Raw genomic sequence first — 20,185 nt, 5'->3', positions numbered from 1 at the left:
ATCTTTAACCCCGACTTCAGGAGGTAACAGCAGTTTGGTCAAGATAAGGTTGAGCAGAATAGGATCTAAGAAGAGGCCGTTTTACAGGATAGTCGCTGCGGATGTCCGTTCCCCGCGCGACGGAAAGTTTCTTGAAATACTGGGACATTACGATCCGCGGAAAAAACCTCACGAACTCAAGGTAGACATGGAAAGAGTGAAAGCGTGGATGGATAACGGTGCCAAGGCGACCAACAGGGTAAGCAAGCTCATATCGCAGGTTACGTAGCACATTTTCTTCCACACGAAAGTTCATACACAAAGATTCTAGTTTCAGGAGGGATGCTCCTTATGAGTCAGCTCAAAGAGTTTGTCGAATTCATGGCTAAATCCATTGTCGACAACCCCGAGGAGGTCCAGGTGACAGAGGTGGCGGGCGAAAAAACTACGGTTATTGAGCTTAGAGTAGCCTCCGAAGACTTGGGGAAGGTAATTGGAAAACAGGGGAGAACCGCAAAGGCGATTCGCAGCATATTGAGCGCCGCGGCCGCAAAAATGAAAAAGCGCGCTGTCTTGGAGATCCTTGAATAGCATTGCCGGAAAGCGCGAAACAAAACCTTGTTCTCTACGGGAAGATAACCAAAAGACATGGTCTTTACGGTGAAGTGAAGGTGTTCGCCTTCAGCGGGCATCCCGAAACCCTCTCCGGGTTAGGAAAAATCTATGTAGAAATTCCCAACCGCAAAGAACCCCGAAGATTCAGTCTGTCCCAGATAAAAATCCAGAAAAACGTCGCAATTGTTAAGCTAAAGGACATCGATACCCCCGAGGCTGCCGACGCACTTAAGAATCTCCATGTTCTGGTCGAAAAAAACGATTTGCATCCCCCGGGAGAAGATGAATATTACTGGACTGACCTCATCGGGCTTCGGGTCCGCACCTCCCACGGAGATAATATTGGGGAGGTGAAGGATCTTATCGATTCGGGTGGACACGACATTCTCGTGATAAAGAGTCTGGAACGGGGGCGGGAATTCCTAGTTCCGTTTGTCAAGAAGTTCGTAACCACGGTGGATCTTGACGGTTCGATGATCACCGTGGAACCAGTAGAGGGGCTCCTCGAGTAATTCCCGTGATACTGCGATGAAGTTTGACATAGTGACAATTTTTCCCGGGTTTTTTGATTCCGTTTTTTCATTCGGAGTAATAAGCAGGGCCGTTGAAAACAAGGCGGTGGAGATAAACGTCCACGATCTGAGAACTTATTCAGCGGAGAAGCATGGAAAAACCGATGATACTCCGTACGGAGGGGGAAGCGGAATGCTTATGACCCCGGGACCTATAGGGGATGCCATCGGCCGTATAAGAAAAAAGGGGCTTCGCTCCGCCGTAATTCTGACTACTCCCAAGGGAGAAGAGTTTGATGATCGCAAGGCGCAAGAACTTTGCGGGTTTGAGCAGCTGATAATCCTCTGCGGCCGCTACGAAGGGGTGGACGACAGGGTGAGCGAACTATATGTTGATATGAAGATATCAACCGGGAAGTACATAAATTCCGGGGGAGAATACGCATGTTCCCTGATAGTGGATGCCGTATCAAGATACCTTCCGGGGGTTCTCGGAAACACTGAGTCTCTTTCCTCTGAGTCTCTTACAAACGGGCTTCTTGAGTATCCCCAGTATACGAAGCCACGAACATACAGAGGAAAAAAAGTTCCCGAGCTGCTTCTTTCAGGAGACCACGAAAAAATAAGGAAATGGAGGAGGCAGGAGAGCATAAAAAGTACTTTCACCCACAACCCCGCTTCCCTTGACGACGCCCAACTTTCCAAAGAAGAAGACGCTTTCCTAAAGGAACTCAAGGTCGGCAATTCTCCGGATTTTAGGGTTTACATAGCCCTTGTGCATTATCCGGCGTATAATAACCGTCTCGAAGTCGTCTCAACCGCCTTTAAGAGCATAGACGCGCACGACATATCAAGGGACGCCACTACGTACGGGGTCAAAAAATTCTATCTGATAAACCCTGTCGAAGAGCAGCGCCGCCTTGCGGGCAGACTCGTCGATCACTGGATCGAGGGAGAGGGGAGGAATTTTAACGAGACCAAAAGCAAGGCTTTCGGCATCATAACCATAATGAATACTATTGAGGAGACCGTCGAGCAGATAGAGGAAATCGAAGGGGAAAAACCGAAAATAGTGGTTACTGACGCCCGCTTTTCAGACGACATGACTGGCTACCGGGTGCTTCGGGAAAAAATATTCGAGAACACGGAGCCTTTTCTGATTCTTTTCGGTACGGGATGGGGACTCACGCTTGAGACAATAAAAGCAGCTGACTACGTTCTGAAACCCATAAGCGGCTATAGTGAATTCAACCATCTTTCGGTGAGAAGCGCGGCCGCCATAGTGCTTGACAGGTTGCTTTCCTGCGGAGCCTGATCCGCTGAAACCGGCTGGGACGGACGTCTCGGGAAGCTTCCTGAAGCAGCCGAAAAAAACCCTTTTAATATTTTGACAATCCCCATGGGGTTCTGTATATTCAACATCCCGCGAAAAGGAAGATTGAGAAAATGGGAATCATAGCAGAAATTGAAAAAAAGCACCTGAGAACCGACCTGCCGGAATTTCGAGCTGGGGACACGGTATCGGTCCACTACAACATCAAGGAAGGTGAAAGGAGAAGGATCCAGGTTTTTGAAGGTACCGTGATAGCCAAAAAAGGTTCGGGCTTCAGGGAAACTTTCACGGTAAGGAAGGTTTCCTACGGTATAGGTGTCGAGAGAATTTTTCCCCTGCATTCCCCTCTTATAGGGAAAATAGAAGTAAAAAGAAAAGGCCGCGTGAGAAGAGCCAAGCTTTACTACCTAAGAGGCCTTTCAAAGAAAGCCAGCAGAATAAGAGAGAGAACTTCCTAGTCTGCGACTTTTCCAGTTCCGTCAGTCCCGCCGTTTTCGGCTTTCTCCATTTTGCTCATTACGTGAACCATTCTCTGTATTGAGGTGTATAAGGAAAAGACGAAGAGAATGAGGACTGAAAGCTTCAGAAGGTAATCCCTGTTTCCAAGCCCCATGAGAAAGGTAATTATGTTGCCAAGGAAGTTAAACGTCGAGAGAACCCCCAAGTAAACTACCCTCTCGGCTCTCTGCATTATCCCCACCTCGCAGTCGATTCCAAGTCCCTCGGCCCTGGCCCTTGTGTAGCTGACCATCATGGAACAACTGACTGTAAGGAAAACGATATAGACGAAAAAAGTGTCTTTGAAAAAGCTCAGAAGACCCAAGTAGATAAGAACTTCTGAATATCTGTCCACGCAGGAGTCAAAAAAAGCCCCTCTGGGTGAATTAAGGCCTTGGGCTCGCGCCACCCTTCCATCGAAAATGTCAAAAGTCGAGCCGGCAAGCAGCAGAACTCCGGCTATGAAGATCATGCCCAGATGGAAAAACCATCCCGCAAGTGCGGAAACTATCAGGGTGGTAATGGTGAGTACGTTGGGGCGGAACTCCCTTTCTATAAGAAAGTCCTCTATGGGCCTCATGAGAAAGACCCACCAGGACTTGATCCCGCCTGAGAGAAGCTTGGAAGAGTCCGGTTTTCTCCCGGTTTTAGACCTCTCGTCAGCTTCCTCGGAGTTAGGTTTTGACCATTCGTTTTCCATAAAAAGATAATACCCTGTAATTTTCTCTGTAGTCTATTGGGGTAGACGACATACGGCTGTCTTCTGCCGTTCAGTCGTTAACAGTTACGTAGAACTTGAAGTCCCTTTCTTTCTCCTTTATTTCGTTTCCGTATTCCCGTGCCTGTTCCTTGGATTGAAAGGTTCCTATCCTCACTCTGTAGAAAGTTGTGATTTCAGAAGGCGAGTACTCCTTTATAAAAGCGGGATATCCCTTGTCTTTGTAGAATCTCACGGTTCGGTTGGCGACTTTTTTGCTCAGGAAAGAGCTGATCTGAATGGTGTATTTATGGTCAGGATTGATCATCGCCGACAAGTACTTGTCACGGGCGGATGGATCTTTTTCATCTGGGGTGGAGGCCAGTTTTTCCGCTTCGTCGCCTGGGGTTTTCTCTTGCGAAATAAACGAAAACAGTTTTTCCAGCAGTCCTGGGGATTTCTCCGCCGAGACAGGCTCGTCCGCGGGGATGAATTTTTTCCCCACCACGACTCCCAGGGAAAACACCATTGTGAAAACAACGAGAAAAACCAGAGAAAGACGCAGAATCCGGGGATTTTTTTCTTTTTTTTCTTCAGCCATTTTTACATACTTCTGGGGGCGTTTATTCCGAGAAGACCGAGACCGTTTTCTATTACCACCTGTACGCAGCGTGCTAGGTAGAGTCTCGCGGAGGCCATGTCGGTGTTCTCCGAGTCCAGAATTCTCGTCTTATTGTAATAAAAATGGAACTCGGCCGCCAATTCCTGAAGATAATAAACCACTTTGTGCGGGGAAAGCGACTCGGCCGCCGAACGGACTACCTCGGGGAACCTGAGAAGTATTTTCATTATGCTTCGTTCCTCATCGTCTGAAAGGAGATTAAGATGTTCCTCCGAGGCACTAATCCCCGCTTCCTCTGAGTTCCTCATCAGACTTGAAATTCTAGCGTTTGCGTACTGAACGTAGTAAACGGGATTTTCGCTGGACTCCTTTTTTGCCAGTGAAAGATCAAAATCAAGGTGGCTGTCGGAGCTTCTCATGAGCAAAAAGAATCTCGTGGCGTCACACCCAACTTCGCGAAGCACTTCGCGGAGAGTAACGAAATCTCCCGTTCTCTTCGACATCGGAACTTCCACACCGTCTCTTACGAGCCTCACGAACTGTATAAGGAGCACCTGCAGAGAAGATTCATCTAGGCCCAGAGCCTTCATAGAGGACTTAAGACGCGATACGTGGCTGTGGTGATCGGCTCCCCAGACGTTTATTAACTTGGAAAATCCTCTTGAATATTTATCCATGTGGTAGGCTATGTCGGATAGAAAGTAAGTCGGAGCACCGTCTTTTTTTATTATTACCCAGTCCTTGCCGTCCCCGTATAGGGAAGCCTTGAACCAGAGCGCCTGCTCTTTTCTTTCAACTGTCCCAAGATCCTCGAGTTTGGTAAGAGTCTTGTCCAGCTTTCCTTCTTCAGAACCGCGACCGTGTATTTTAATTCTCTCGCTGTACCAGTTGTCAAAATCCACCCTTAGGTTCAGAAGGTCAGTTTTTATTTCCTCAAGAAGCCTTGAGTAAGCAAACTCTCTGCAGAACTCTATAGCTTCCGATTCATCCCCAGGCACTTGAGGGCATTCTTCCGATTTTTTTATTTCCTCGGCGAGTTCTGAGATGTACTTGCCGCGATAGCCGTCTTCTGGAAGCTCTCTTGCGAGTCCGTAGGACTGTGCGAGAGCCGAGTATACCGACTCGCCGAGCATATCCATCTGCCTGCCTGCGTCATTTATGTAGAATTCTCTGATCACTCCGTATCCGCAAAAGGAAAGTATTCTGCATACCGAGTCTCCGACAACGGCATTTCGGGCGTGGCCGAAATGAAGATAGCCCGTAGGATTGGCGCTTACAAATTCAACTATCACTCTCTGTCTGGAACCCTGGAGTGAGGCTCCGTACTTTTCGCCGAGACGAAGAATCTCTCTAAGTTGTGATTCGAACAGGGTTTCGTTAACGAAAAAATTTATGAATCCCGGCCCCGCAATATCAAGCCTTTCTATGAAACCGTGCTGGCGCTGCTCTATGGCCTTGACTATTTTTTGCGCGACTTCACGGGGATTTTTGCCCTTCATGCTTCCTATAACGAGCGCCGCATTCGTGGAGAAATCGCCGAATTCCTTTTTTTTCGGTACCGACACCTCGAACTCTGTCTCGTTTCCCATTGGGCTTCCGGGTAGCGCGAGCGAATCCACGGACTCTTTTATGATTTTCAGTATTTCGTCCTTCATGAGTTTTTGCGGCCTGACTTACTCGACGGGAGGACCTAGGTGATCGATATCGTTAAAGGATATTATAACGAACCTGCCGTCGTATACTTCAACAACGCTTTTTGAGGCTTCATCTACTATGTAATCTCGCAATTTCTTAAGGGATCTTCCGGTAAAACTGCAAAACAGTGTTCCTATAACCATATTGTGGCTTACGACCACTATGTTCTGCGATTCGAAGCGGCTTTTGATATCTGCTATGGCGTCAAGAGCCCTTTGCTGAACCCCTTTTAATGACTCTCCGCCTGGTAACTGCAAGGTCTCCGGGTCTTTGCGCCAGTGTTCAAGCACGTCGGGATACTTCTCCCTTATATAGGAGAAATCAAGCCCCTCAAAAATTCCTTGGTCCATCTCCCGAAGATCATCCCTGATATCAACGTCAATTGAGTGGTACGCGGCGATTTTCTCCGCCGTCGTCTTCGCCCTTACAAGGTTGCTCGAGTATATGCGGTCGACACTCTCGTCCTTAAGAGAGAAAGCTACTTTCTCCGCCTGTTCTATTCCGGTGGGGTTAAGCGGAACATCACTTATCCCCTGACATTTTCCGGTTTCATTCCAGTCTGTTTTTCCGTGTCTTACGAGTATCAGCCGCATGCGAATCACTTTTTGCTTTCACAGGAGATGACAAAGAAATCCGACTTTATCCTTTCTCTCAACTCACTTGGCGGAGGGGGAAGCGGCGAAGCGTCGTTTACGGCCTTTATACAGTAAGAATCGAACTTCAGGTTTCCGGAGCTTCTTTCTATTCCCACATTGTAAACCTCGCCGGTTTCTTTCATGTAAAAATTTACCTGAGCCGCGAGAAGGATACCGGAATCTATGTTAAGTGGCAGTATCAGGCTCCTCTGTATCCGTTTCGATATTGTTCTGTAATAGACGTCAAGCACAAGTGAGATGACTCCCGGGGCAGATTCTTTGGGAGCCGGTTCGACAGACGCTTGTTCGGCACTTTTCTTGATGTTACTTAAAACGGATTCCTTTTTAATGTTCCTGATCACTTCTTTTTTCTCGGATTCAAGAGCTTTTTTCTCGGCGACCGCTTCTTCCTTTTCCGTTTCGGGTTCTGTGCGTGGTGGTGTCTCTTTGCTTGCTACTGGAGGTTCTTTCGGCTTCTCGTCTGGTTTTGTTTGCGGGGTAGGGGGATCCGGGCTTTTTTCTTTTTTCGTTATCACAGGATCCGCTTTTTTCTTTTTCTGGGGAGCTTTTACTTGTTCCTTAGCGGGTTTTTTGATTTTCTTTGCGCTTTTCTCCGGTTTTTTGGGACGGCTGGGAGCCCTAACAACTGATTTTTTCTTGCTGGCGCGCGGAACTTGGGTCGAGAGTGACACTTCTATTGATTGCTCGGGAGAAACTGGCCCGTGCCTTCCGACCCCAAGAGCAAGCAGACAGACAATCAGCAGATGAAGACCCAAGGAAATAAAAAGTCCTTTGCGAAAATGATTCTTTTCTCCCTTCATCTTTTTACATGTCCGCTTATTTGTCCTTTATGTTTTTTGATTCCGTGATCAGGCTTAGCTTTTCAACACCGGTTTTCTTTATCTCGTCTATGACCTTTACCACGAATCCGTATTTGACTGATTTATCCGCTCTGAGAAAAACCCGTCCGCTCTCGGGCGTGGTTCCCTCGGCCGCCATTAATTTACCGAGAGCTGTGGCGATTTCTGAAAGGGAGTAGCTAGTGTCTTCGAGAAATATATTTCCGGACCCGGTTACGGTCACAGTTATCTGTTTCTGGTTTTTGACCGGGATTTTAGAAGATGCCGTTTGCGGAAGGTTTACCCTGATTCCCTGATAAAGTATTGGGGTGGTGACCATGAAAATAACTAAAAGAACCAGCATTACGTCAACAAAGGGAGTGACGTTTATCTCTGAGAGGACTGACCTGCGCCAGCCGGTGTTGAATTTTCCCGCTGCCATGAGGCGAAATTCCCCGCTACCTGTTTAGATACCTTTCCGCCGTGTTAAGAAATCCGGCACAGAAATGCTCCATTTCCACCTCCATGGCCCTTACCCGGTTGACAAAGTAGTTGTAAGCTATTGTGGCGGGGATGGCGGCCGCAAGACCGATAGCGGTTGCTATAAGAGCCTCCGCGATTCCTGGAGCCACGACCTCAAGCGAGGGGACCCCTTTGCTTCCCGCAAGTCCTATAAAGGAGTTCATAATGCCCCACACGGTTCCGAACAACCCTATGAACGGAGCTGAACTGCCGGTGGTTGCGAGGAAAACCAAGGACTTTTCCAGCTTTGAAGCTTCTTTGGTCATCGCCCTGTTAAGCGCCCTTTCCACCAGGTCTACAGATTCGGAACGGGAAGAAATGTCTCCGGATTCCTTAGGATCGAGTTCTCCCCGGTTTTTCTTCTTCTCCGTTTTCACCACTTCCGCGTAGCCTGCCCTGAACAACTCCGCAACCGGGCCACCTACTTTCTCCGAGAAGGAGAGAAGTGCCCTCATGTCTTCGTTTGAATGATAAAGGTTGAGAAACGCGGTTGATTTCTTGGAAGAACTTCTTAGAAGACGAAATTTTGTGTAGATAATCGCCCAGGAAAAAACTGACATGAAAACTAAAAGCAGAAGCACGGCCTTGACCACAGGCCCGGTGCTTACAAGCAGCATTAATATGTTGTTTGTTCCTTCCGTGAACAGATTCATAAAGGGTGCTTAGGCGAAATTCGAAAATTCCGGTTCCGTCGGTAAATTTCTCAAGCCATGTCGCGGGTGGCAGGCGGCCGGATAACCAGATGCCGTGCGAAAAGATAACTGCTGATAAAAATCATACAGGAAACCTTAACTAAACTATTTTACCCGTTTTGGGGAATTAAACATAACTTTGCTGTCAGGTAGAATTGAAAGACAGTACGGGGTTTGCGAACATCCGTGAATAATCCGCTCAATGGAGGGATCAAAATGTCAAAAAAGCACTGTTTTTCAGCTATTTTTATTCTGATTTTTTCCCTCGTGACTGCCGTGGCAGTTCACGCGGAGGAGGACAGATACACGATTGTGGTGGAAGAAAGTTTCTATACTGTAGCGCCAGAGAACCGCGAGGAGTTTCTCAGGGTATACAGAACTCGTCTTTTTCCTTTCTGGCAGGAAATGAAAAAGAGGGGCATCACCGTTGACGATTACAGGATGTATTCACAGAGAATACATACCATAAAGCCACTTTGGACCTACAAAACCGTGGTAAAATTCAAGAACTACGCGGCGATAGACAGGTGGCTTGAGGTGAGGGACGAGGTATACAGCAAATTATTTCCCGGGGAGAAAGGTTACAAGGAACCGAGGAAAATAATAGACTCCATTTCCGGGAATCACTGGGATGAATTCATAAGGGAAATCCCCCTTGACTGAATGTTTTCAGATTTTTGCGTGGATCAGAGAAGTTTTGGCTGACCTTTGCTAGGGCTGAGTCCCAAATGCCTGTAGGCGAGTTTTGTAGCCTTTCTTCCCCTAGGGGTTTTTTCTACTAGCCCCTCTCTTATCAGAAAGGGTTCGTAGACGTTTTCTATTGTGTCCTTGTCCTCGCTCACCGCGGCTGAGATAGTGTCTACTCCTACGGGACCCCCTCCGAATTTTTCGATTATGGAGGTAAGTATCGCCCTGTCGAGGTTATCAAGACCCATTGAATCTATCTCAAGCATCGAAAGGGCGTCCCTGACCACGGTTTCGGTTATCCGCCCGTCCGATTTCATCTGGGCGTAGTCCCTTACTCTCTTAAGAAGCCTGTTGGCTATTCTGGGGGTTCCTCTTGCCCTCGATGTCATCTCGCGGGCCCCTTCGTCTGTTATCTCGACCCCAAGAATACCGGAGGACCTTTTCACTATGCTTGAGAGCTCTTCTGTACTGTAGTAGTCAAGCCTGAGTTCGACCCCAAAACGGGAGCGAAACGGGGAGGTGAGAAGCCCTGTTCTGGTTGTTGCTCCTATTAAGGTGAACCTGTTAAGGTTTATTTTTACCGATCTTGCCGTTGGGCCTTCTCCTATCATGAGGTCAATTTTGAAATCCTCCATAGCGGAATAAAGATATTCTTCTACGACTCTGTTTATTCTGTGTATTTCATCAACGAAAAGCACGTCCTTTTCGTCAAGGTTGGTAAGCATGGAAGCGAGATCTCCCGTTCTTTCGAGAACGGGCCCCGAGGTAAGGTGCAGCCCCACGCCGAGTTCATTTGCGAATATGTGGGCGAGAGTGGTTTTTCCAAGTCCTGGGGGGCCGGAGAGAAGGACGTGGTCTAGGGCTTCGCCTCTTGCCTTGGCGGCACCGATGAATATGGCGACCTGTTCCTTAACGTTCGGTTGCCCGATAAAGTCCCGAAGAAAAGCAGGCCGGAGATTTACGTCCGTAAGCTCGTCTGTTTCCGTGTATTCGGGCGAAACGGTTTTTCTTGTGTTCTGTGACATTTAGTTTCTTATCACCTTAAGAGAATCCCGGAGCACATTTTCTATGGAACCCGAGACCTCGATGATTTTTTTGATCTCGGGGGTTTTCTTTTCTACCTCGGCCCTCGTGTAACCCAAGTTAAGTAGCGCGGAAATCGTGTCGTTAAGCATGGTGTTCGATATCGAGGACTCTTCGTCCGCCGCAAGGTCATCAAGCTTGTCCTTAAGCTCGTTTACTATCTTGGTAGCGGTTTTGGTGCCGATGCCACGGATTTTTTTCTGCGCCAAGTCCCCGTTTATTATGGATCTTACAAGCTCTGAGGCGGAAATGTTCGAAAGTACGTTCGTGGCTGCTTTCGGTCCTATGCCGGAAACGCCGATGAGTTTTTCAAAGAGTTTTTTCTCCGCTTCGGTGAGAAACCCGAACAATTCAATACTGTTTTCCCTCTGGCTTGTATGTATTTTGAGTTCAACTTCCTCTCCTACGACTCCGAGATCATAGTAAGTCGAAAGTGGAACGGTAACTCCGTAACCGACCCCGTTTACGTCAATGACTACGGTCCCGATTTCCTTACAAGCGATTGCGCCTCTAAGCAGATAGATCATTTACGGTGAATCTCTTTTTCCTGCGCCGGTTTCCCGCACTGCCAATAGCGCCGTCCGGCAGTCCGTATTTTGAAAGACTTAAGTGGCAGATCGCGATCGCGAGTGCGTCTGACTCGTCTGTGCTTTGAAATTCGCTGACTCCGAGCATGTAGGAAAGCATTTTCTGCATCTCTTCCTTGCCTGCTCTTCCTCTGCCGGTCAGGGCGAGCTTTACTCTGGTGGGTGCGTACTCGCTTACCGGGATTCCTCTCTGCGCCGCCGCCAGGATCGCTATGCCCCTAGACTGGCCGAGTTTTATGGCGCTTCTCGCATTCTTAGCGAAAAACATCTCCTCGATTGATACGACCGAGGGAGCGTAATCGTCAATTACCCTCAGGATCCCGACATAGATATCATTCAGTCTTTCAGAAGCGGAGTTTCCGGGCACAGGGGTGATTGTTCCACTGGTTACGTAGCTTAACCGGTTTCCTGCGCCGTCCACGATTCCGTAGCCGCAGGATCTTGATCCGGGGTCAATTCCCATGACCCTGGTGTCGGAAATTTTATCCAATTGCCTCGAGTAACTGCTCGTCTATATCGAAGTTGGCGTACACGTTCTGGACATCGTCGCTGTCTTCAAGCGCTTCCATCAATCTTATCATGTGTTCGGCGTCCCGGCCCTCGATTCTAACGTTTGTCTGCGGTATCATGGTGACTTCGGCCGATTCGTACTGTATTCCGGCGTCGGAGACCGCTCTCTTTACGGTTTCATAGTTCTCTGTGGGTGCTATAACCACGATATCGCTGTCCTCGGTGCACACGTCGTCAGCCCCCGCGTCTATTACCAGATCGAAAAGAGCATCCTCATCAACCGAGTCTTCGGCAAACGCGATTCTTCCCTTAAGATCGAACATCCACGCAACGCAGCCGTTCTCCCCGAGCCCTCCGCCGTGTTTGGTGAATATTCTTCTTATTTCAGAGACGGTTCTGTTTCTGTTATCGGTAAGGGTCTTTACGTATACGGCGCTTCCGCCGGGTCCGTACCCTTCGTAAAATATCTCGTTGTAGACTACTCCCTCGATGTCCCCGGTGCCCCGTTTTATGGCCCTTTCTATCGTGTCGTTGGGCATGTTGGCACCCTTCGCAGTTGCTACAGCGGTGCGAAGACGCGGATTGGATTCCGGATCGCCTCCTCCTTCCTTAGCGGCGACCGTAAGCTCCCTGATAAGCTTGGTGAATATCTTTCCCCTCTTGGCGTCAACTGCGGCTTTTCTGTGTTTTATATTCGCCCATTTGGAATGACCCGCCATCTTAGCTCACCCCCTTGTTTCTCCGTTTCTGCATATTCTCGCATAAAGTATAACCGAAAATCCCCTCAAATTGCCACAGCGCTTCGGAAACTTCCCTATACGTGCGGGGAGCGCTGCTGAGACCAAAACATCTTGACATTTTTCCTCATTGTGTGTATTTACTAAAAGTAGTTTCAGCCGCATGGTACTAGGTGTTAAATACGCTTGTCAGGCAGGAACGGGATTCTCATGGAAAAGCGGTGTGGATTTTCTGCGGATCAGACTTTTCTCTTGGCAAGTTCGATTTTAGATATTGACAAGCTTGTTACGCGGCAATACTATTAACTATATCGGTTGTACTGATTTTTCATTTTGAACTCTTAACGCGCGAGATTGTCGCATTCCTGACACTTCAAAAGATTTCGATTATTTTTTTGAACCAAAAAATTTAACAATGCCTTAGTTCAAGGAGTTTTACCGTATGGCAAAAGTTTCTAAAGCGGAAGCTGCGGATGCTGTCCAGAAAAAGGGAGAGCAGAAAAACGGAAACGGCAAGCTGCTTTACCTGAACGATCTCAGAGCGAAAAAGCCCTCGGACCTGATAAAACTTAGCAGGCAGGCCGGCATTGAAGATACCGCCAGAATGGCGAAGCAGGACCTTATCTATTCCCTGCTCAAGGCACAGAGTGAAAGCCATGGTTCCATAATAGCCGAAGGGGTGCTTGAAATCCTGGCCGAAGGTTATGGTTTTCTGAGGTCTCCCAAATACAGCTATCTGCCTAGTCCGGACGACATATACGTTTCGAAATCCCAGATAAGATCTTTCAGCCTGAAAACCGGGGACACGATAAAAGGCCTTGTGAGGCTCCCGAGAGAAGGGGAAAAGAACCTGGCCCTTCTCAAAATAGAGGAGGCAAACTACGACTCTCCGGAGATATGCAGGCAGAGAACGCCTTTTGAGGGACTCGTTCCCCTTCACCCGGAAGAGAAAATAGATCTTGAATATGAGAAAGACGAATTCTGCTCGAGGGTGATGAATCTTTTCGTGCCCGTGGGGAAGGGGCAAAGAGCCGTGATAGTGGCTCCTCCCCGCACTGGCAAGACCATAATAATCCAGAGAATAGCCAATGCGATAACCGAGAATCACCCCGAAATTGAGCTTTTCGTTCTGCTCATAGATGAGCGCCCGGAGGAGGTCACCGACATGCAGAGGTCGGTCAAGGGGGAAGTCGTGAGTTCGACTTTCGATGAACCGGCGCAAAGGCACATACAGGTTGCCGACATGGTGATCGAGAAGGCTAAAAGATATGTCGAGCACGGAAAGGATGTCGTTATCTTGCTCGACAGCCTTACCAGGCTTGCAAGAGCGAGCAACACGGTGACTCCCGCAAGCGGGAAAGTGCTCTCCGGAGGAATAGAGGCAAACGCTCTTCAGCGACCCAAGAGATTTTTCGGGGCGGCGAGAAACACGGAGGAGGGAGGAAGCCTTACCATAATAGCTACCGCCCTTATAGATACCGGGAGCCGCATGGACGAGGTTATCTTTGAGGAGTTTAAGGGAACGGGAAACATGGAAGTGTATCTTGACCGTCGCCTTGCGGAGAGGAGGGTGTTTCCTGCCATAGATCTTCAGAGATCGGGAACCAGAAAGGAAGAGCTTCTTATTGCGGAGTCCGAGCTTAACCGCATATGGCTTCTTCGAAAAATCCTCAATCCGATGAACACCACCGAAGCAATGGAGTTTCTCCTCGACAAGCTCCGGGGAACTAAAAGCAATACGGACTTTCTGAACATGATGCACCAGTAAGACCACCTGGTGCCTGAACCGGCTCAGAAGAACCGCGATACTTCCACATAAGTTTTCTTTTATTTGTGCATTCCTTCCTGAAGATAATGCCGGACATTAAAAAGTGGAATTTCTGAAAGGAAAGTTCTGAGTCTCACTTTACAATCGGCTTGTTGTTGATTTCGAAGTGTATCTACTTGAGAGGGGAAGGGTGGTGATCTGCCCTTTTTCTATCTTTTGCCTGCGTCGGCTTTTTGTCTTACCCTGCGTATTCTGGGTTCGGCAATATTGCCTTTGCTCACCGTTAAGCCGCATTCTGATAAGCACTCCCCGGTGAGACGGAGCAGCCCTTCGGTTATTTGGTGCCTCAGCAGAAAGTGGCGGAACTTGCAAATAGTAGTCTCGTCCGGAATCCTCTGCATTGACACACCGGCAAAGCGGCGCATGGACTCAGTGTCATAAAGGCTTTCTTCCATTGCCGGGTCCGACAAGCCGTACCATTGCTGCATCAGATAAATTCGCAGCATAACCTTGGCCGGAACGGGTCGGCGCCCTTTACGCGACTTCGGATATTTGCTTAGTATGGGTTCAAGCAGTAGTTCCCACGGTAAAATCTCGTCCATTTTTTCAAGGAACCGCTGTTTACGGGTTACTTTCTTTTTGTTTTTGTAAGCTAAATCGGAAAAACTGGGCTTATTCGGCATTACCCCCGTCCTCACTTCTCTATAATACTATACCACAGCGGCTCGATTGAGATTTATCGCATTGAGTTAGGCCCTTAAATCATAGATACTTAACCCCTAAGTCCGGTGATGAAATATGAGCAAACCCACAGACAATCAGCTTGACTTAAGCGAGAAAGGAAGGGGAGGCGAGTCTCTTGACAGAAGGCTTTTCATGCAGTTTCTGGGTTTCGGGGGTATTGATCCGGTGCTTGAATCCCTTTTGGTTCGGGATCTTGAGAACTCTTCCTTAGCGGCGGTTCTTTATTCGGACGTAAATGATTACAAAGGCGCAGGCCTTTTGACCATGAGCGAGACTCCCGAATTTTTCGTCACGGAACTCAGGCAATTTCTCTCTGACTCCTCTTTTGCCACACTTAAGCCGAAGCCTGAGTACACGATGCTCGGAAGGACGTACTCGCTTGGTTATGAAAAGGAACTCGAAAGAACCCTGATTTCGGGCCCGAAGCAGAAAATCTTTGACCCGGAACTTGTCTGGGCCATATGGTATCCGCTCAGGAGGGCTAAGGCCTTTGAAACTCTCCCTTACGAGGAGCAAAGAGCTGTTCTCGGGGAACACGGCAAGGTAGGGTTTCAGTTCGGGGATGCGGGATACGCAAAGGACATCCGTCTTGCGAGCCACGGTCTTGACAAAAATGACAATGATTTCGTGATAGGAATTCTGGGCAGAGATCTCTATCCTCTTTCCGCGCTGGTGGAGAGGATGAGAAAGACGCAGCAGACTTCAAGGCACCTTGAAAGCCTAGGACCGTTTTTTATCGGCAAAAAACTGTTTTCAACCGGACAGGCCATATGAAAGAGGCTACTGAACTTCTATCAGGGCTTGGAACCCATATTGATCTGGAGATTGCGATTCCGGTCGCTATAGCAGTCGCCGTACTTGCGGCGGTTTATTTTCTTTTCAGGAAGAAAGAAGTTGCGCCGGAGACCGTGGCGCAGCAGCAGCCCGAGGCCGTTTCCGCTGAACCTGAAGAGGTGGAGCCACCGCCCGAACCCCCCGCTCCGGAAGCCGCACCCGGGCAAGTTGTCGAGACTGCGCCTGAACCGCAGTTTACCGCGCCCGAACCTGTAGCTGTGGAAGAAGATATTGTGACGCCGCCTGCGGATTCCGTACCTGTTGCTGAACCGATCGAGGTTTCCGAAGAGCCGATTTCCCCTGAAGAAACTGAAGCTGAACCCGAAGAACCGAAAGCCGAAGAGGAACCGGAGGAAACCAAGGTTCCCGAAGAGCCGGAGGAGGAAGTTGTTGCGGAAGAAAAAGAAGATGATACGGAAGGGGATTTCTTCTCGAGACTCAGCTTCGGACTTTCCAAAACTCGCAGGGGGATTCTTCAGAATCTTGAGCATGTTTTTTCATCCGGGAAGATTGATGACGCAGCCTGGGATGAGTTCGAGGAGGTACTCATAATGTCGGATATGGGAGTTGCGACCACCGCGAAGCTGCGAGAGAAAGTCTCATCTGCTGTTGGGGTAGGGGATGGTGGAGACATGGAGAAAATAAAAAGCCTTCTTGAAAAAGAGATCCTCGACATTCTAAGGGGAGTTGAGAGTCCGGTGGTTGAGCTTTCCGCCAAACCGACGGTTTTCATGGTGGCGGGAGTTAACGGCGTCGGGAAAACTACTTCCATAGGAAAAATCGCCAACAGGTTCACACGGGAAGAAAAAAAGGTAATGGTAGCCGCCGCCGACACATTCAGGGCGGCTGCGGTTGAGCAGCTCGGGGTGTGGGCGGAACGGGTGGGAAGCGATTTTCTTCGTGGCCAGACCGGGGCGGACCCCTCCGCCGTAGCTTACGATGCGGTAAAGGCGTCAGTTTCAAGGGGTATTGACTTGCTTATAATAGATACCGCCGGGCGGGTTCACACGAAAACGGGGCTTATGGACGAACTCAAGAAGCTGAGGAGAGTGGTAGCACGTGAACTCGAGGGAGCCCCCCATGAAACTCTCCTTGTCGTTGATGCAACTACTGGGCAGAATGCCGTGGAGCAGGCTAGGGTTTTTGGCGAGGCAATCGGGGTGACCGGTATAGTGCTTACTAAGCTCGACGGGACCGCCAAGGGGGGAATAATAGTGGCAATAGCGGAACAGTTAGGTCTTCCTGTGAAATATATAGGAGTTGGGGAGGGTCTCGGGGACCTGCGGGAATTTGACGCCGAACAGTTCACAAGGGCGCTTTTCACCTCGGACAAGGAGGCTTTGCACTAGGTTTTTTGATGTCCGCTCGAGATGACAGGGAATTTATGAAAAAGGCCCTGAGGCTTGCCCTCAGGGGAGAAGGGTGCACCAGTCCCAATCCCATGGTCGGTGCTGTCTGCGTAGTTGGGGGACGGATTGTGGGCAGCGGCTACCATAAAAAAGCTGGGTCCCCGCATGCGGAAATAGAAGCATTCTTAGATGCCGCCAAAAAAGGAATTTCTCTTAAGGGTGCCACGCTCTACGTGACGCTTGAACCCTGCTGTCATACCGAAAAGCTTACTCCTCCGTGTACCGACGCCATAATAGCCTCGGGCATATCGGATGTTGTTGTGGGAGCCATTGATCCTAACCCGAAAGTAAGCGGAGAAGGGGTGGCCAAGCTCCGCAAAAACGGGATAGCAGTAAGAACAGGCGTGCTTGAGAGGGAATGCGCGGAAATAAACGAGTTTTTCAACAGGCACGTCGTTTCGGGGCTTCCCTTCGTAATCTTAAAATCCACCTCGACCATTGACGGCAAGATAGCTTCCGTAACAGGTGATTCCAAGTGGATAGGGAGCCTGAGGCAGAGAAAAATGGCCCATCGTCTCAGAAAGAAGGTGGACGCAGTAATTGTCGGGATAAACACGGTGCTTACGGATGATCCGGGACTTGACGTTCGACTCGTTAGGGGAAACATGCGGCAGCCGGTTCCGGTGATTATGGATTCAAAGCTTCGTATTCCACCCGAAGCGAAGATTTTCAGCACTCACCCACGCTCCATAATAGCCACTACGGAGAGGCCGGGAAAGCTTAAGGAAAAGAAGTTTCGTGAACTTGGTGCCGAGATCTTGAGATTAAAATCCGATTCAGCGGGCCATGTGTCTGCAGCAGACCTTCTTAATGAACTCGGGGCCATGGGAATGTGCGGAGTTCTGGTTGAAGGTGGAAGCAGGGTGGGGGCCTGTTTTCTCCGTGAGGGCCTGGTTGACAAGGTAGTTTTCTTTTACTCGCCAAAGATTATAGGAGGTGACGGGATGAGTATGATCGGGGACCTTGGAAAGCAATCGATTGAGGAAGCGATCAATATCAAGAATATTAAGGTCAGAAGGTTCGGCGATGAAATGATGATAGAGGGTTACATATGAGGGTAGGGCTTATGGGCGGCTCGTTCGACCCTGTGCATGCGGGTCACCTGAGAGCCGCCGAGGAGATAAGCGAAAAACTGAAGCTTGACGAGGTGGTCTTCATTCCGACTCTTGTCTCTCCTCATAAAAGCTCAGAAACCATGGCCTCCCCCTCCCACAGGCTCAATATGCTTAACCTCTCAGTAAAGCGTAATCCCCGTTTCAAGGTTTCCGACATGGAACTCCGCAGGGAACCTCCTTCCTACACTATCGATACCCTCAGGACGCTTAACGAAAGCAATCCGCAAAACCAGCATTATTTTATAATGGGTTGCGAACTTTTTGCGGAAATAGACATGTGGAAAGATTTCTCGGAGCTTTTTAACTACTCAAGCTTCGTTGTTCTTCGCCGACCCGGTTACGACTTTGCTGATTCCGCTAGTCCAATTCCTCTTGCCCTCGAAAATGACTTTCGATATTCTTATGATGACAGGGGTATGGATGTTTTTGCTCACAAAAGCTCAAATGAGCTGTTTTTCGTAAATATCGCCGGTATAAGGGTTTCTTCCACGGAGGTTAGGGAACTCGCGCGCCGGGGCAACTCCCTCAGGTATCTGGTCGCGCGGGAAGTAGAGGGATACATAGCGGAAAACGGCCTATACCAGCTGGAGGAAAAACCATAGAGCCCAAGGAAAAAGCCTTGTTTGTCGCCCGCGCCGCCTGGGAGAAGAAGGCGGAGGATCCCGTAATTCTGGAAATTAGGGAAAAAAGCGACGTGGCGGATTATTTCGTTGTGTGCAGCGCGAACTCCGACAGGGGGGTGCGGACCATAGTGGAGAGCGTTGAACGGGAACTTAAAAAACACGGAGTAAAAATATTCGGGACTGAAGGTATCTCCGAAGGCCGATGGGTGCTACTTGACCTCGTGGACGTGGTTCTCCACGTGTTCTACCGGCCCGTCCGGGAATTCTACGACATTGAGGGGCTGTGGATCGATACCCCGAGGGTGGACCTGCCATTCCTTAAGGAAGGCAGATCCGAGGTTGTCTGACACCGCCCGGCGTTTTCTTAGCGGGCGATTCTTTCTCTTCTTCTGACGAAAGTTGGTATGTCTAGGTCTTCCTCTATATCGGGGCTGTACGGCTGTTCCGAAATTATATCGGTCACCCTTTTATCGATATAATTTTCTACCCCGGTCGCGACCACGGTGATTTTTACGAAATCTTTGGCCTTTTCATCAAAGACCAGACCGAAAATCAGATCGATATCGCCATTTGCCCTTTCCCTCACGTGATTGCACGCTTCGTTCAGTTCCTCAATTCCGAAATCCTCCGAAGCCGTTACGTTCATCAGTATCCCCTTGGCTCCAGCAATGGACACTTCCTCGAGAAGAGGACTTGTTATGGCCATCTGCGCTGCCTGAGTCGCCCGGTTCGGACCCTGTGCGAACCCGGAACTCATAAGGGCTTTGCCTCCGTGATTTGCCATTACGCTTTTCACATCGGCAAAATCGACGTTGATGTATCCGGTTCCCGTAACGATGTCGGAAATTCCTTTTACCGCTTGGTAAAGAACTTCGTCCGCTTGACGAAAAGCGTCAAGAATGCTGACCTTGTGTATGGCCGCAAGCTTGTCGTTGGGAATCACAATCAGCGTGTCAACATGTTTGTCCAGCTCCTCAATTCCGTAGTCGGCTTTTTCCCTTCTTGCAATTCCCTCGAATTCAAAGGGCTTTGTGACGATAGCCACGGTGAGAATATCCCTCTCCTTGCATACTTGGGCGATTACGGGAGAAACGCCAGTACCGGTTCCGCCTCCCATTCCTGCGGTTATGAAAACCATGTCGGCCTCTCCGAGAACCTCCGCTATCTTGTCTCGGTCCTCAAGAGCGGCCTCCTTAGCGATCTGGGGATTTCCCCCGGAACCGAGGCCCCTAGATATACTTTCTCCTATCTGGAGTTGCGTCGGCGCCAGTGATTTGCTCAGATCCTGGAAATCCGTGTTTACGGAGACGAACTCCACTTCTTTAAGTCCTCTGCTTATCATGGTGTTGACGGCGTTTCCGCCGGCCCCACCTGTTCCTACAACCTTGATTTTGGCTCTGCCTAAGCCATCATCAACATTCTCAATCCTAAAACTTGCCATATGTCTAT

At 49.2% G+C, this 20,185-nt stretch carries 25 protein-coding genes; 12 read left to right on the top strand and 13 right to left on the bottom strand.

Features of this window, described 5'->3' with window-relative positions; all coding sequences use genetic code 11:
- The first annotated feature begins 34 nt into the window (after nucleotides 1–34).
- The 5 genes from rpsP (at nucleotide 35) to rplS (ending at nucleotide 2,897) form a co-directional block, all read left to right on the top strand.
- Nucleotides 35–268, top strand: coding sequence for a 30S ribosomal protein S16 (rpsP, locus tag OXG75_00980; protein MCY3624565.1), 234 nt, complete (start codon nucleotides 35–37; stop codon nucleotides 266–268).
- Between the two features lie 62 nt (nucleotides 269–330).
- A complete protein-coding gene (locus OXG75_00975; GenBank protein ID MCY3624564.1) occupies nucleotides 331–570 on the top strand; it encodes a KH domain-containing protein in 240 nt (79 codons plus the stop codon).
- Nucleotides 571–572: 2 nt separating this feature from the next.
- Nucleotides 573–1,106: a ribosome maturation factor RimM gene (gene rimM / locus OXG75_00970; GenBank protein ID MCY3624563.1), complete on the top strand. Its 534-nt coding sequence runs from the start codon at nucleotides 573–575 to the stop codon at nucleotides 1,104–1,106.
- Between the two features lie 16 nt (nucleotides 1,107–1,122).
- Entirely contained in the window at nucleotides 1,123–2,421 is a 1,299-nt protein-coding gene (trmD, locus tag OXG75_00965; GenBank protein MCY3624562.1) for a tRNA (guanosine(37)-N1)-methyltransferase TrmD, read from the top strand.
- Between the two features lie 131 nt (nucleotides 2,422–2,552).
- Nucleotides 2,553–2,897, top strand: a complete 345-nt coding sequence (gene rplS / locus OXG75_00960) for a 50S ribosomal protein L19 (GenBank protein ID MCY3624561.1) — start codon at nucleotides 2,553–2,555, stop codon at nucleotides 2,895–2,897.
- Here the strand turns inward: rplS and OXG75_00955 are convergent.
- The 7 genes from OXG75_00955 to tolQ form a co-directional block, all read right to left on the bottom strand.
- Nucleotides 2,894–3,637, bottom strand: coding sequence for a CDP-alcohol phosphatidyltransferase family protein (locus OXG75_00955; protein MCY3624560.1), 744 nt, complete (start codon nucleotides 3,635–3,637; stop codon nucleotides 2,894–2,896). The two genes, rplS and OXG75_00955, sit on opposite strands and share 4 nt — an antisense overlap.
- A gap of 70 nt (nucleotides 3,638–3,707) precedes the next feature.
- Nucleotides 3,708–4,235 carry an SPOR domain-containing protein gene (locus tag OXG75_00950; GenBank protein ID MCY3624559.1) on the bottom strand — a complete coding sequence of 176 codons (528 nt, stop codon included), beginning with the start codon at nucleotides 4,233–4,235 and terminating at the stop codon, nucleotides 3,708–3,710.
- Between the two features lie 2 nt (nucleotides 4,236–4,237).
- On the bottom strand, nucleotides 4,238–5,911 hold the full coding sequence (gene argS / locus OXG75_00945) for an arginine--tRNA ligase (GenBank protein ID MCY3624558.1): 1,674 nt from the start codon (nucleotides 5,909–5,911) through the stop codon (nucleotides 4,238–4,240).
- 18 nt (nucleotides 5,912–5,929) lie between these two features.
- On the bottom strand, nucleotides 5,930–6,544 hold the full coding sequence (locus OXG75_00940) for a histidine phosphatase family protein (protein MCY3624557.1): 615 nt from the start codon (nucleotides 6,542–6,544) through the stop codon (nucleotides 5,930–5,932).
- 5 nt (nucleotides 6,545–6,549) lie between these two features.
- A complete protein-coding gene (locus tag OXG75_00935; GenBank protein ID MCY3624556.1) occupies nucleotides 6,550–7,407 on the bottom strand; it encodes a TonB family protein in 858 nt (285 codons plus the stop codon).
- A gap of 16 nt (nucleotides 7,408–7,423) precedes the next feature.
- Complete coding sequence (gene tolR, locus OXG75_00930; protein MCY3624555.1) at nucleotides 7,424–7,867, bottom strand: protein TolR; 444 nt, start codon at nucleotides 7,865–7,867, stop codon at nucleotides 7,424–7,426.
- Nucleotides 7,868–7,883: 16 nt separating this feature from the next.
- Nucleotides 7,884–8,564: a protein TolQ gene (tolQ, locus tag OXG75_00925; GenBank protein MCY3624554.1), complete on the bottom strand. Its 681-nt coding sequence runs from the start codon at nucleotides 8,562–8,564 to the stop codon at nucleotides 7,884–7,886.
- Between the two features lie 291 nt (nucleotides 8,565–8,855).
- On the opposite strand from tolQ, the gene OXG75_00920 reads away from it, so the two are divergent.
- Complete coding sequence (locus OXG75_00920) at nucleotides 8,856–9,302, top strand: hypothetical protein (protein MCY3624553.1); 447 nt, start codon at nucleotides 8,856–8,858, stop codon at nucleotides 9,300–9,302.
- Nucleotides 9,303–9,325: 23 nt separating this feature from the next.
- Here OXG75_00920 and ruvB read toward each other — a convergent pair whose 3' ends face one another.
- Genes ruvB through OXG75_00900 form a run of 4 tightly spaced genes read right to left on the bottom strand, consistent with a single transcriptional unit; the run spans nucleotide 9,326 to nucleotide 12,225 of the window.
- Nucleotides 9,326–10,351 carry a Holliday junction branch migration DNA helicase RuvB gene (gene ruvB / locus OXG75_00915; GenBank protein ID MCY3624552.1) on the bottom strand — a complete coding sequence of 342 codons (1,026 nt, stop codon included), beginning with the start codon at nucleotides 10,349–10,351 and terminating at the stop codon, nucleotides 9,326–9,328.
- On the bottom strand, nucleotides 10,352–10,936 hold the full coding sequence (gene ruvA, locus OXG75_00910) for a Holliday junction branch migration protein RuvA (GenBank protein MCY3624551.1): 585 nt from the start codon (nucleotides 10,934–10,936) through the stop codon (nucleotides 10,352–10,354).
- Nucleotides 10,920–11,486, bottom strand: coding sequence for a crossover junction endodeoxyribonuclease RuvC (gene ruvC / locus OXG75_00905; GenBank protein ID MCY3624550.1), 567 nt, complete (start codon nucleotides 11,484–11,486; stop codon nucleotides 10,920–10,922). Before ruvC ends, ruvA begins: the two co-directional genes overlap by 17 nt.
- Nucleotides 11,479–12,225, bottom strand: a complete 747-nt coding sequence (locus tag OXG75_00900) for a YebC/PmpR family DNA-binding transcriptional regulator (GenBank protein MCY3624549.1) — start codon at nucleotides 12,223–12,225, stop codon at nucleotides 11,479–11,481. Before OXG75_00900 ends, ruvC begins: the two co-directional genes overlap by 8 nt.
- 460 nt (nucleotides 12,226–12,685) lie before the next feature.
- Between OXG75_00900 and rho the strand changes: the two genes are divergently transcribed.
- Nucleotides 12,686–14,011: a transcription termination factor Rho gene (rho, locus tag OXG75_00895; GenBank protein MCY3624548.1), complete on the top strand. Its 1,326-nt coding sequence runs from the start codon at nucleotides 12,686–12,688 to the stop codon at nucleotides 14,009–14,011.
- A gap of 209 nt (nucleotides 14,012–14,220) precedes the next feature.
- Here rho and OXG75_00890 read toward each other — a convergent pair whose 3' ends face one another.
- The gene (locus OXG75_00890; GenBank protein ID MCY3624547.1) at nucleotides 14,221–14,694 is read right to left on the bottom strand and encodes a transposase; all 474 of its coding nucleotides are present in this window, start codon (nucleotides 14,692–14,694) and stop codon (nucleotides 14,221–14,223) included.
- Between the two features lie 115 nt (nucleotides 14,695–14,809).
- Between OXG75_00890 and OXG75_00885 the strand changes: the two genes are divergently transcribed.
- The 5 genes from OXG75_00885 to rsfS are packed head-to-tail and all read left to right on the top strand — an operon-like array spanning nucleotide 14,810 to nucleotide 19,083.
- Nucleotides 14,810–15,529 carry a chlorite dismutase family protein gene (locus OXG75_00885; protein ID MCY3624546.1) on the top strand — a complete coding sequence of 240 codons (720 nt, stop codon included), beginning with the start codon at nucleotides 14,810–14,812 and terminating at the stop codon, nucleotides 15,527–15,529.
- Complete coding sequence (gene ftsY / locus OXG75_00880) at nucleotides 15,526–16,938, top strand: signal recognition particle-docking protein FtsY (protein ID MCY3624545.1); 1,413 nt, start codon at nucleotides 15,526–15,528, stop codon at nucleotides 16,936–16,938. Before OXG75_00885 ends, ftsY begins: the two co-directional genes overlap by 4 nt.
- Nucleotides 16,939–16,946: 8 nt before the next feature.
- The gene (ribD, locus tag OXG75_00875; GenBank protein MCY3624544.1) at nucleotides 16,947–18,053 is read left to right on the top strand and encodes a bifunctional diaminohydroxyphosphoribosylaminopyrimidine deaminase/5-amino-6-(5-phosphoribosylamino)uracil reductase RibD; all 1,107 of its coding nucleotides are present in this window, start codon (nucleotides 16,947–16,949) and stop codon (nucleotides 18,051–18,053) included.
- Nucleotides 18,050–18,715, top strand: coding sequence for a nicotinate-nucleotide adenylyltransferase (gene nadD, locus OXG75_00870; GenBank protein MCY3624543.1), 666 nt, complete (start codon nucleotides 18,050–18,052; stop codon nucleotides 18,713–18,715). Before ribD ends, nadD begins: the two co-directional genes overlap by 4 nt.
- A 17-nt stretch (nucleotides 18,716–18,732) precedes the next feature.
- Nucleotides 18,733–19,083: a ribosome silencing factor gene (rsfS, locus tag OXG75_00865; protein ID MCY3624542.1), complete on the top strand. Its 351-nt coding sequence runs from the start codon at nucleotides 18,733–18,735 to the stop codon at nucleotides 19,081–19,083.
- 17 nt (nucleotides 19,084–19,100) lie between these two features.
- Here the strand turns inward: rsfS and ftsZ are convergent, their stop codons facing one another.
- The gene (ftsZ, locus tag OXG75_00860; GenBank protein ID MCY3624541.1) at nucleotides 19,101–20,177 is read right to left on the bottom strand and encodes a cell division protein FtsZ; all 1,077 of its coding nucleotides are present in this window, start codon (nucleotides 20,175–20,177) and stop codon (nucleotides 19,101–19,103) included.
- Nucleotides 20,178–20,185: the final 8 nt, after the last annotated feature.

Source organism: Candidatus Dadabacteria bacterium (assembly GCA_026705445.1).
In the GTDB taxonomy this organism is placed as follows: domain Bacteria; phylum Desulfobacterota_D; class UBA1144; order Nemesobacterales; family Nemesobacteraceae; genus Nemesobacter.
This window is presented reverse-complemented; position numbering and strand designations above follow the sequence as displayed.

Bases quoted from the DNA above. Each gene is read 5' to 3' on its own strand.
- OXG75_00975 (MCY3624564.1), top strand. From the start codon at position 331: ATGAGTCAGCTCAAAGAGTTTGTCGAATTCATGGCTAAATCCATTGTC.
- trmD (MCY3624562.1), top strand. From the start codon at position 1,123: ATGAAGTTTGACATAGTGACAATTTTTCCCGGGTTTTTTGATTCCGTT.
- rplS (MCY3624561.1), top strand. From the start codon at position 2,553: ATGGGAATCATAGCAGAAATTGAAAAAAAGCACCTGAGAACCGACCTG.
- OXG75_00955 (MCY3624560.1), bottom strand. From the start codon at position 3,637: ATGGAAAACGAATGGTCAAAACCTAACTCCGAGGAAGCTGACGAGAGG.
- OXG75_00950 (MCY3624559.1), bottom strand. From the start codon at position 4,235: ATGGCTGAAGAAAAAAAAGAAAAAAATCCCCGGATTCTGCGTCTTTCT.
- argS (MCY3624558.1), bottom strand. From the start codon at position 5,911: ATGAAGGACGAAATACTGAAAATCATAAAAGAGTCCGTGGATTCGCTC.
- OXG75_00940 (MCY3624557.1), bottom strand. From the start codon at position 6,544: ATGCGGCTGATACTCGTAAGACACGGAAAAACAGACTGGAATGAAACC.
- OXG75_00935 (MCY3624556.1), bottom strand. From the start codon at position 7,407: ATGAAGGGAGAAAAGAATCATTTTCGCAAAGGACTTTTTATTTCCTTG.
- tolR (MCY3624555.1), bottom strand. From the start codon at position 7,867: ATGGCAGCGGGAAAATTCAACACCGGCTGGCGCAGGTCAGTCCTCTCA.
- tolQ (MCY3624554.1), bottom strand. From the start codon at position 8,564: ATGCTGCTTGTAAGCACCGGGCCTGTGGTCAAGGCCGTGCTTCTGCTT.
- OXG75_00920 (MCY3624553.1), top strand. From the start codon at position 8,856: ATGTCAAAAAAGCACTGTTTTTCAGCTATTTTTATTCTGATTTTTTCC.
- ruvB (MCY3624552.1), bottom strand. From the start codon at position 10,351: ATGTCACAGAACACAAGAAAAACCGTTTCGCCCGAATACACGGAAACA.
- ruvA (MCY3624551.1), bottom strand. From the start codon at position 10,936: ATGATCTATCTGCTTAGAGGCGCAATCGCTTGTAAGGAAATCGGGACC.
- OXG75_00900 (MCY3624549.1), bottom strand. From the start codon at position 12,225: ATGGCGGGTCATTCCAAATGGGCGAATATAAAACACAGAAAAGCCGCA.
- rho (MCY3624548.1), top strand. From the start codon at position 12,686: ATGGCAAAAGTTTCTAAAGCGGAAGCTGCGGATGCTGTCCAGAAAAAG.
- OXG75_00890 (MCY3624547.1), bottom strand. From the start codon at position 14,694: ATGCCGAATAAGCCCAGTTTTTCCGATTTAGCTTACAAAAACAAAAAG.
- OXG75_00885 (MCY3624546.1), top strand. From the start codon at position 14,810: ATGAGCAAACCCACAGACAATCAGCTTGACTTAAGCGAGAAAGGAAGG.
- ftsY (MCY3624545.1), top strand. From the start codon at position 15,526: ATGAAAGAGGCTACTGAACTTCTATCAGGGCTTGGAACCCATATTGAT.
- ribD (MCY3624544.1), top strand. From the start codon at position 16,947: ATGTCCGCTCGAGATGACAGGGAATTTATGAAAAAGGCCCTGAGGCTT.
- nadD (MCY3624543.1), top strand. From the start codon at position 18,050: ATGAGGGTAGGGCTTATGGGCGGCTCGTTCGACCCTGTGCATGCGGGT.
- ftsZ (MCY3624541.1), bottom strand. From the start codon at position 20,177: ATGGCAAGTTTTAGGATTGAGAATGTTGATGATGGCTTAGGCAGAGCC.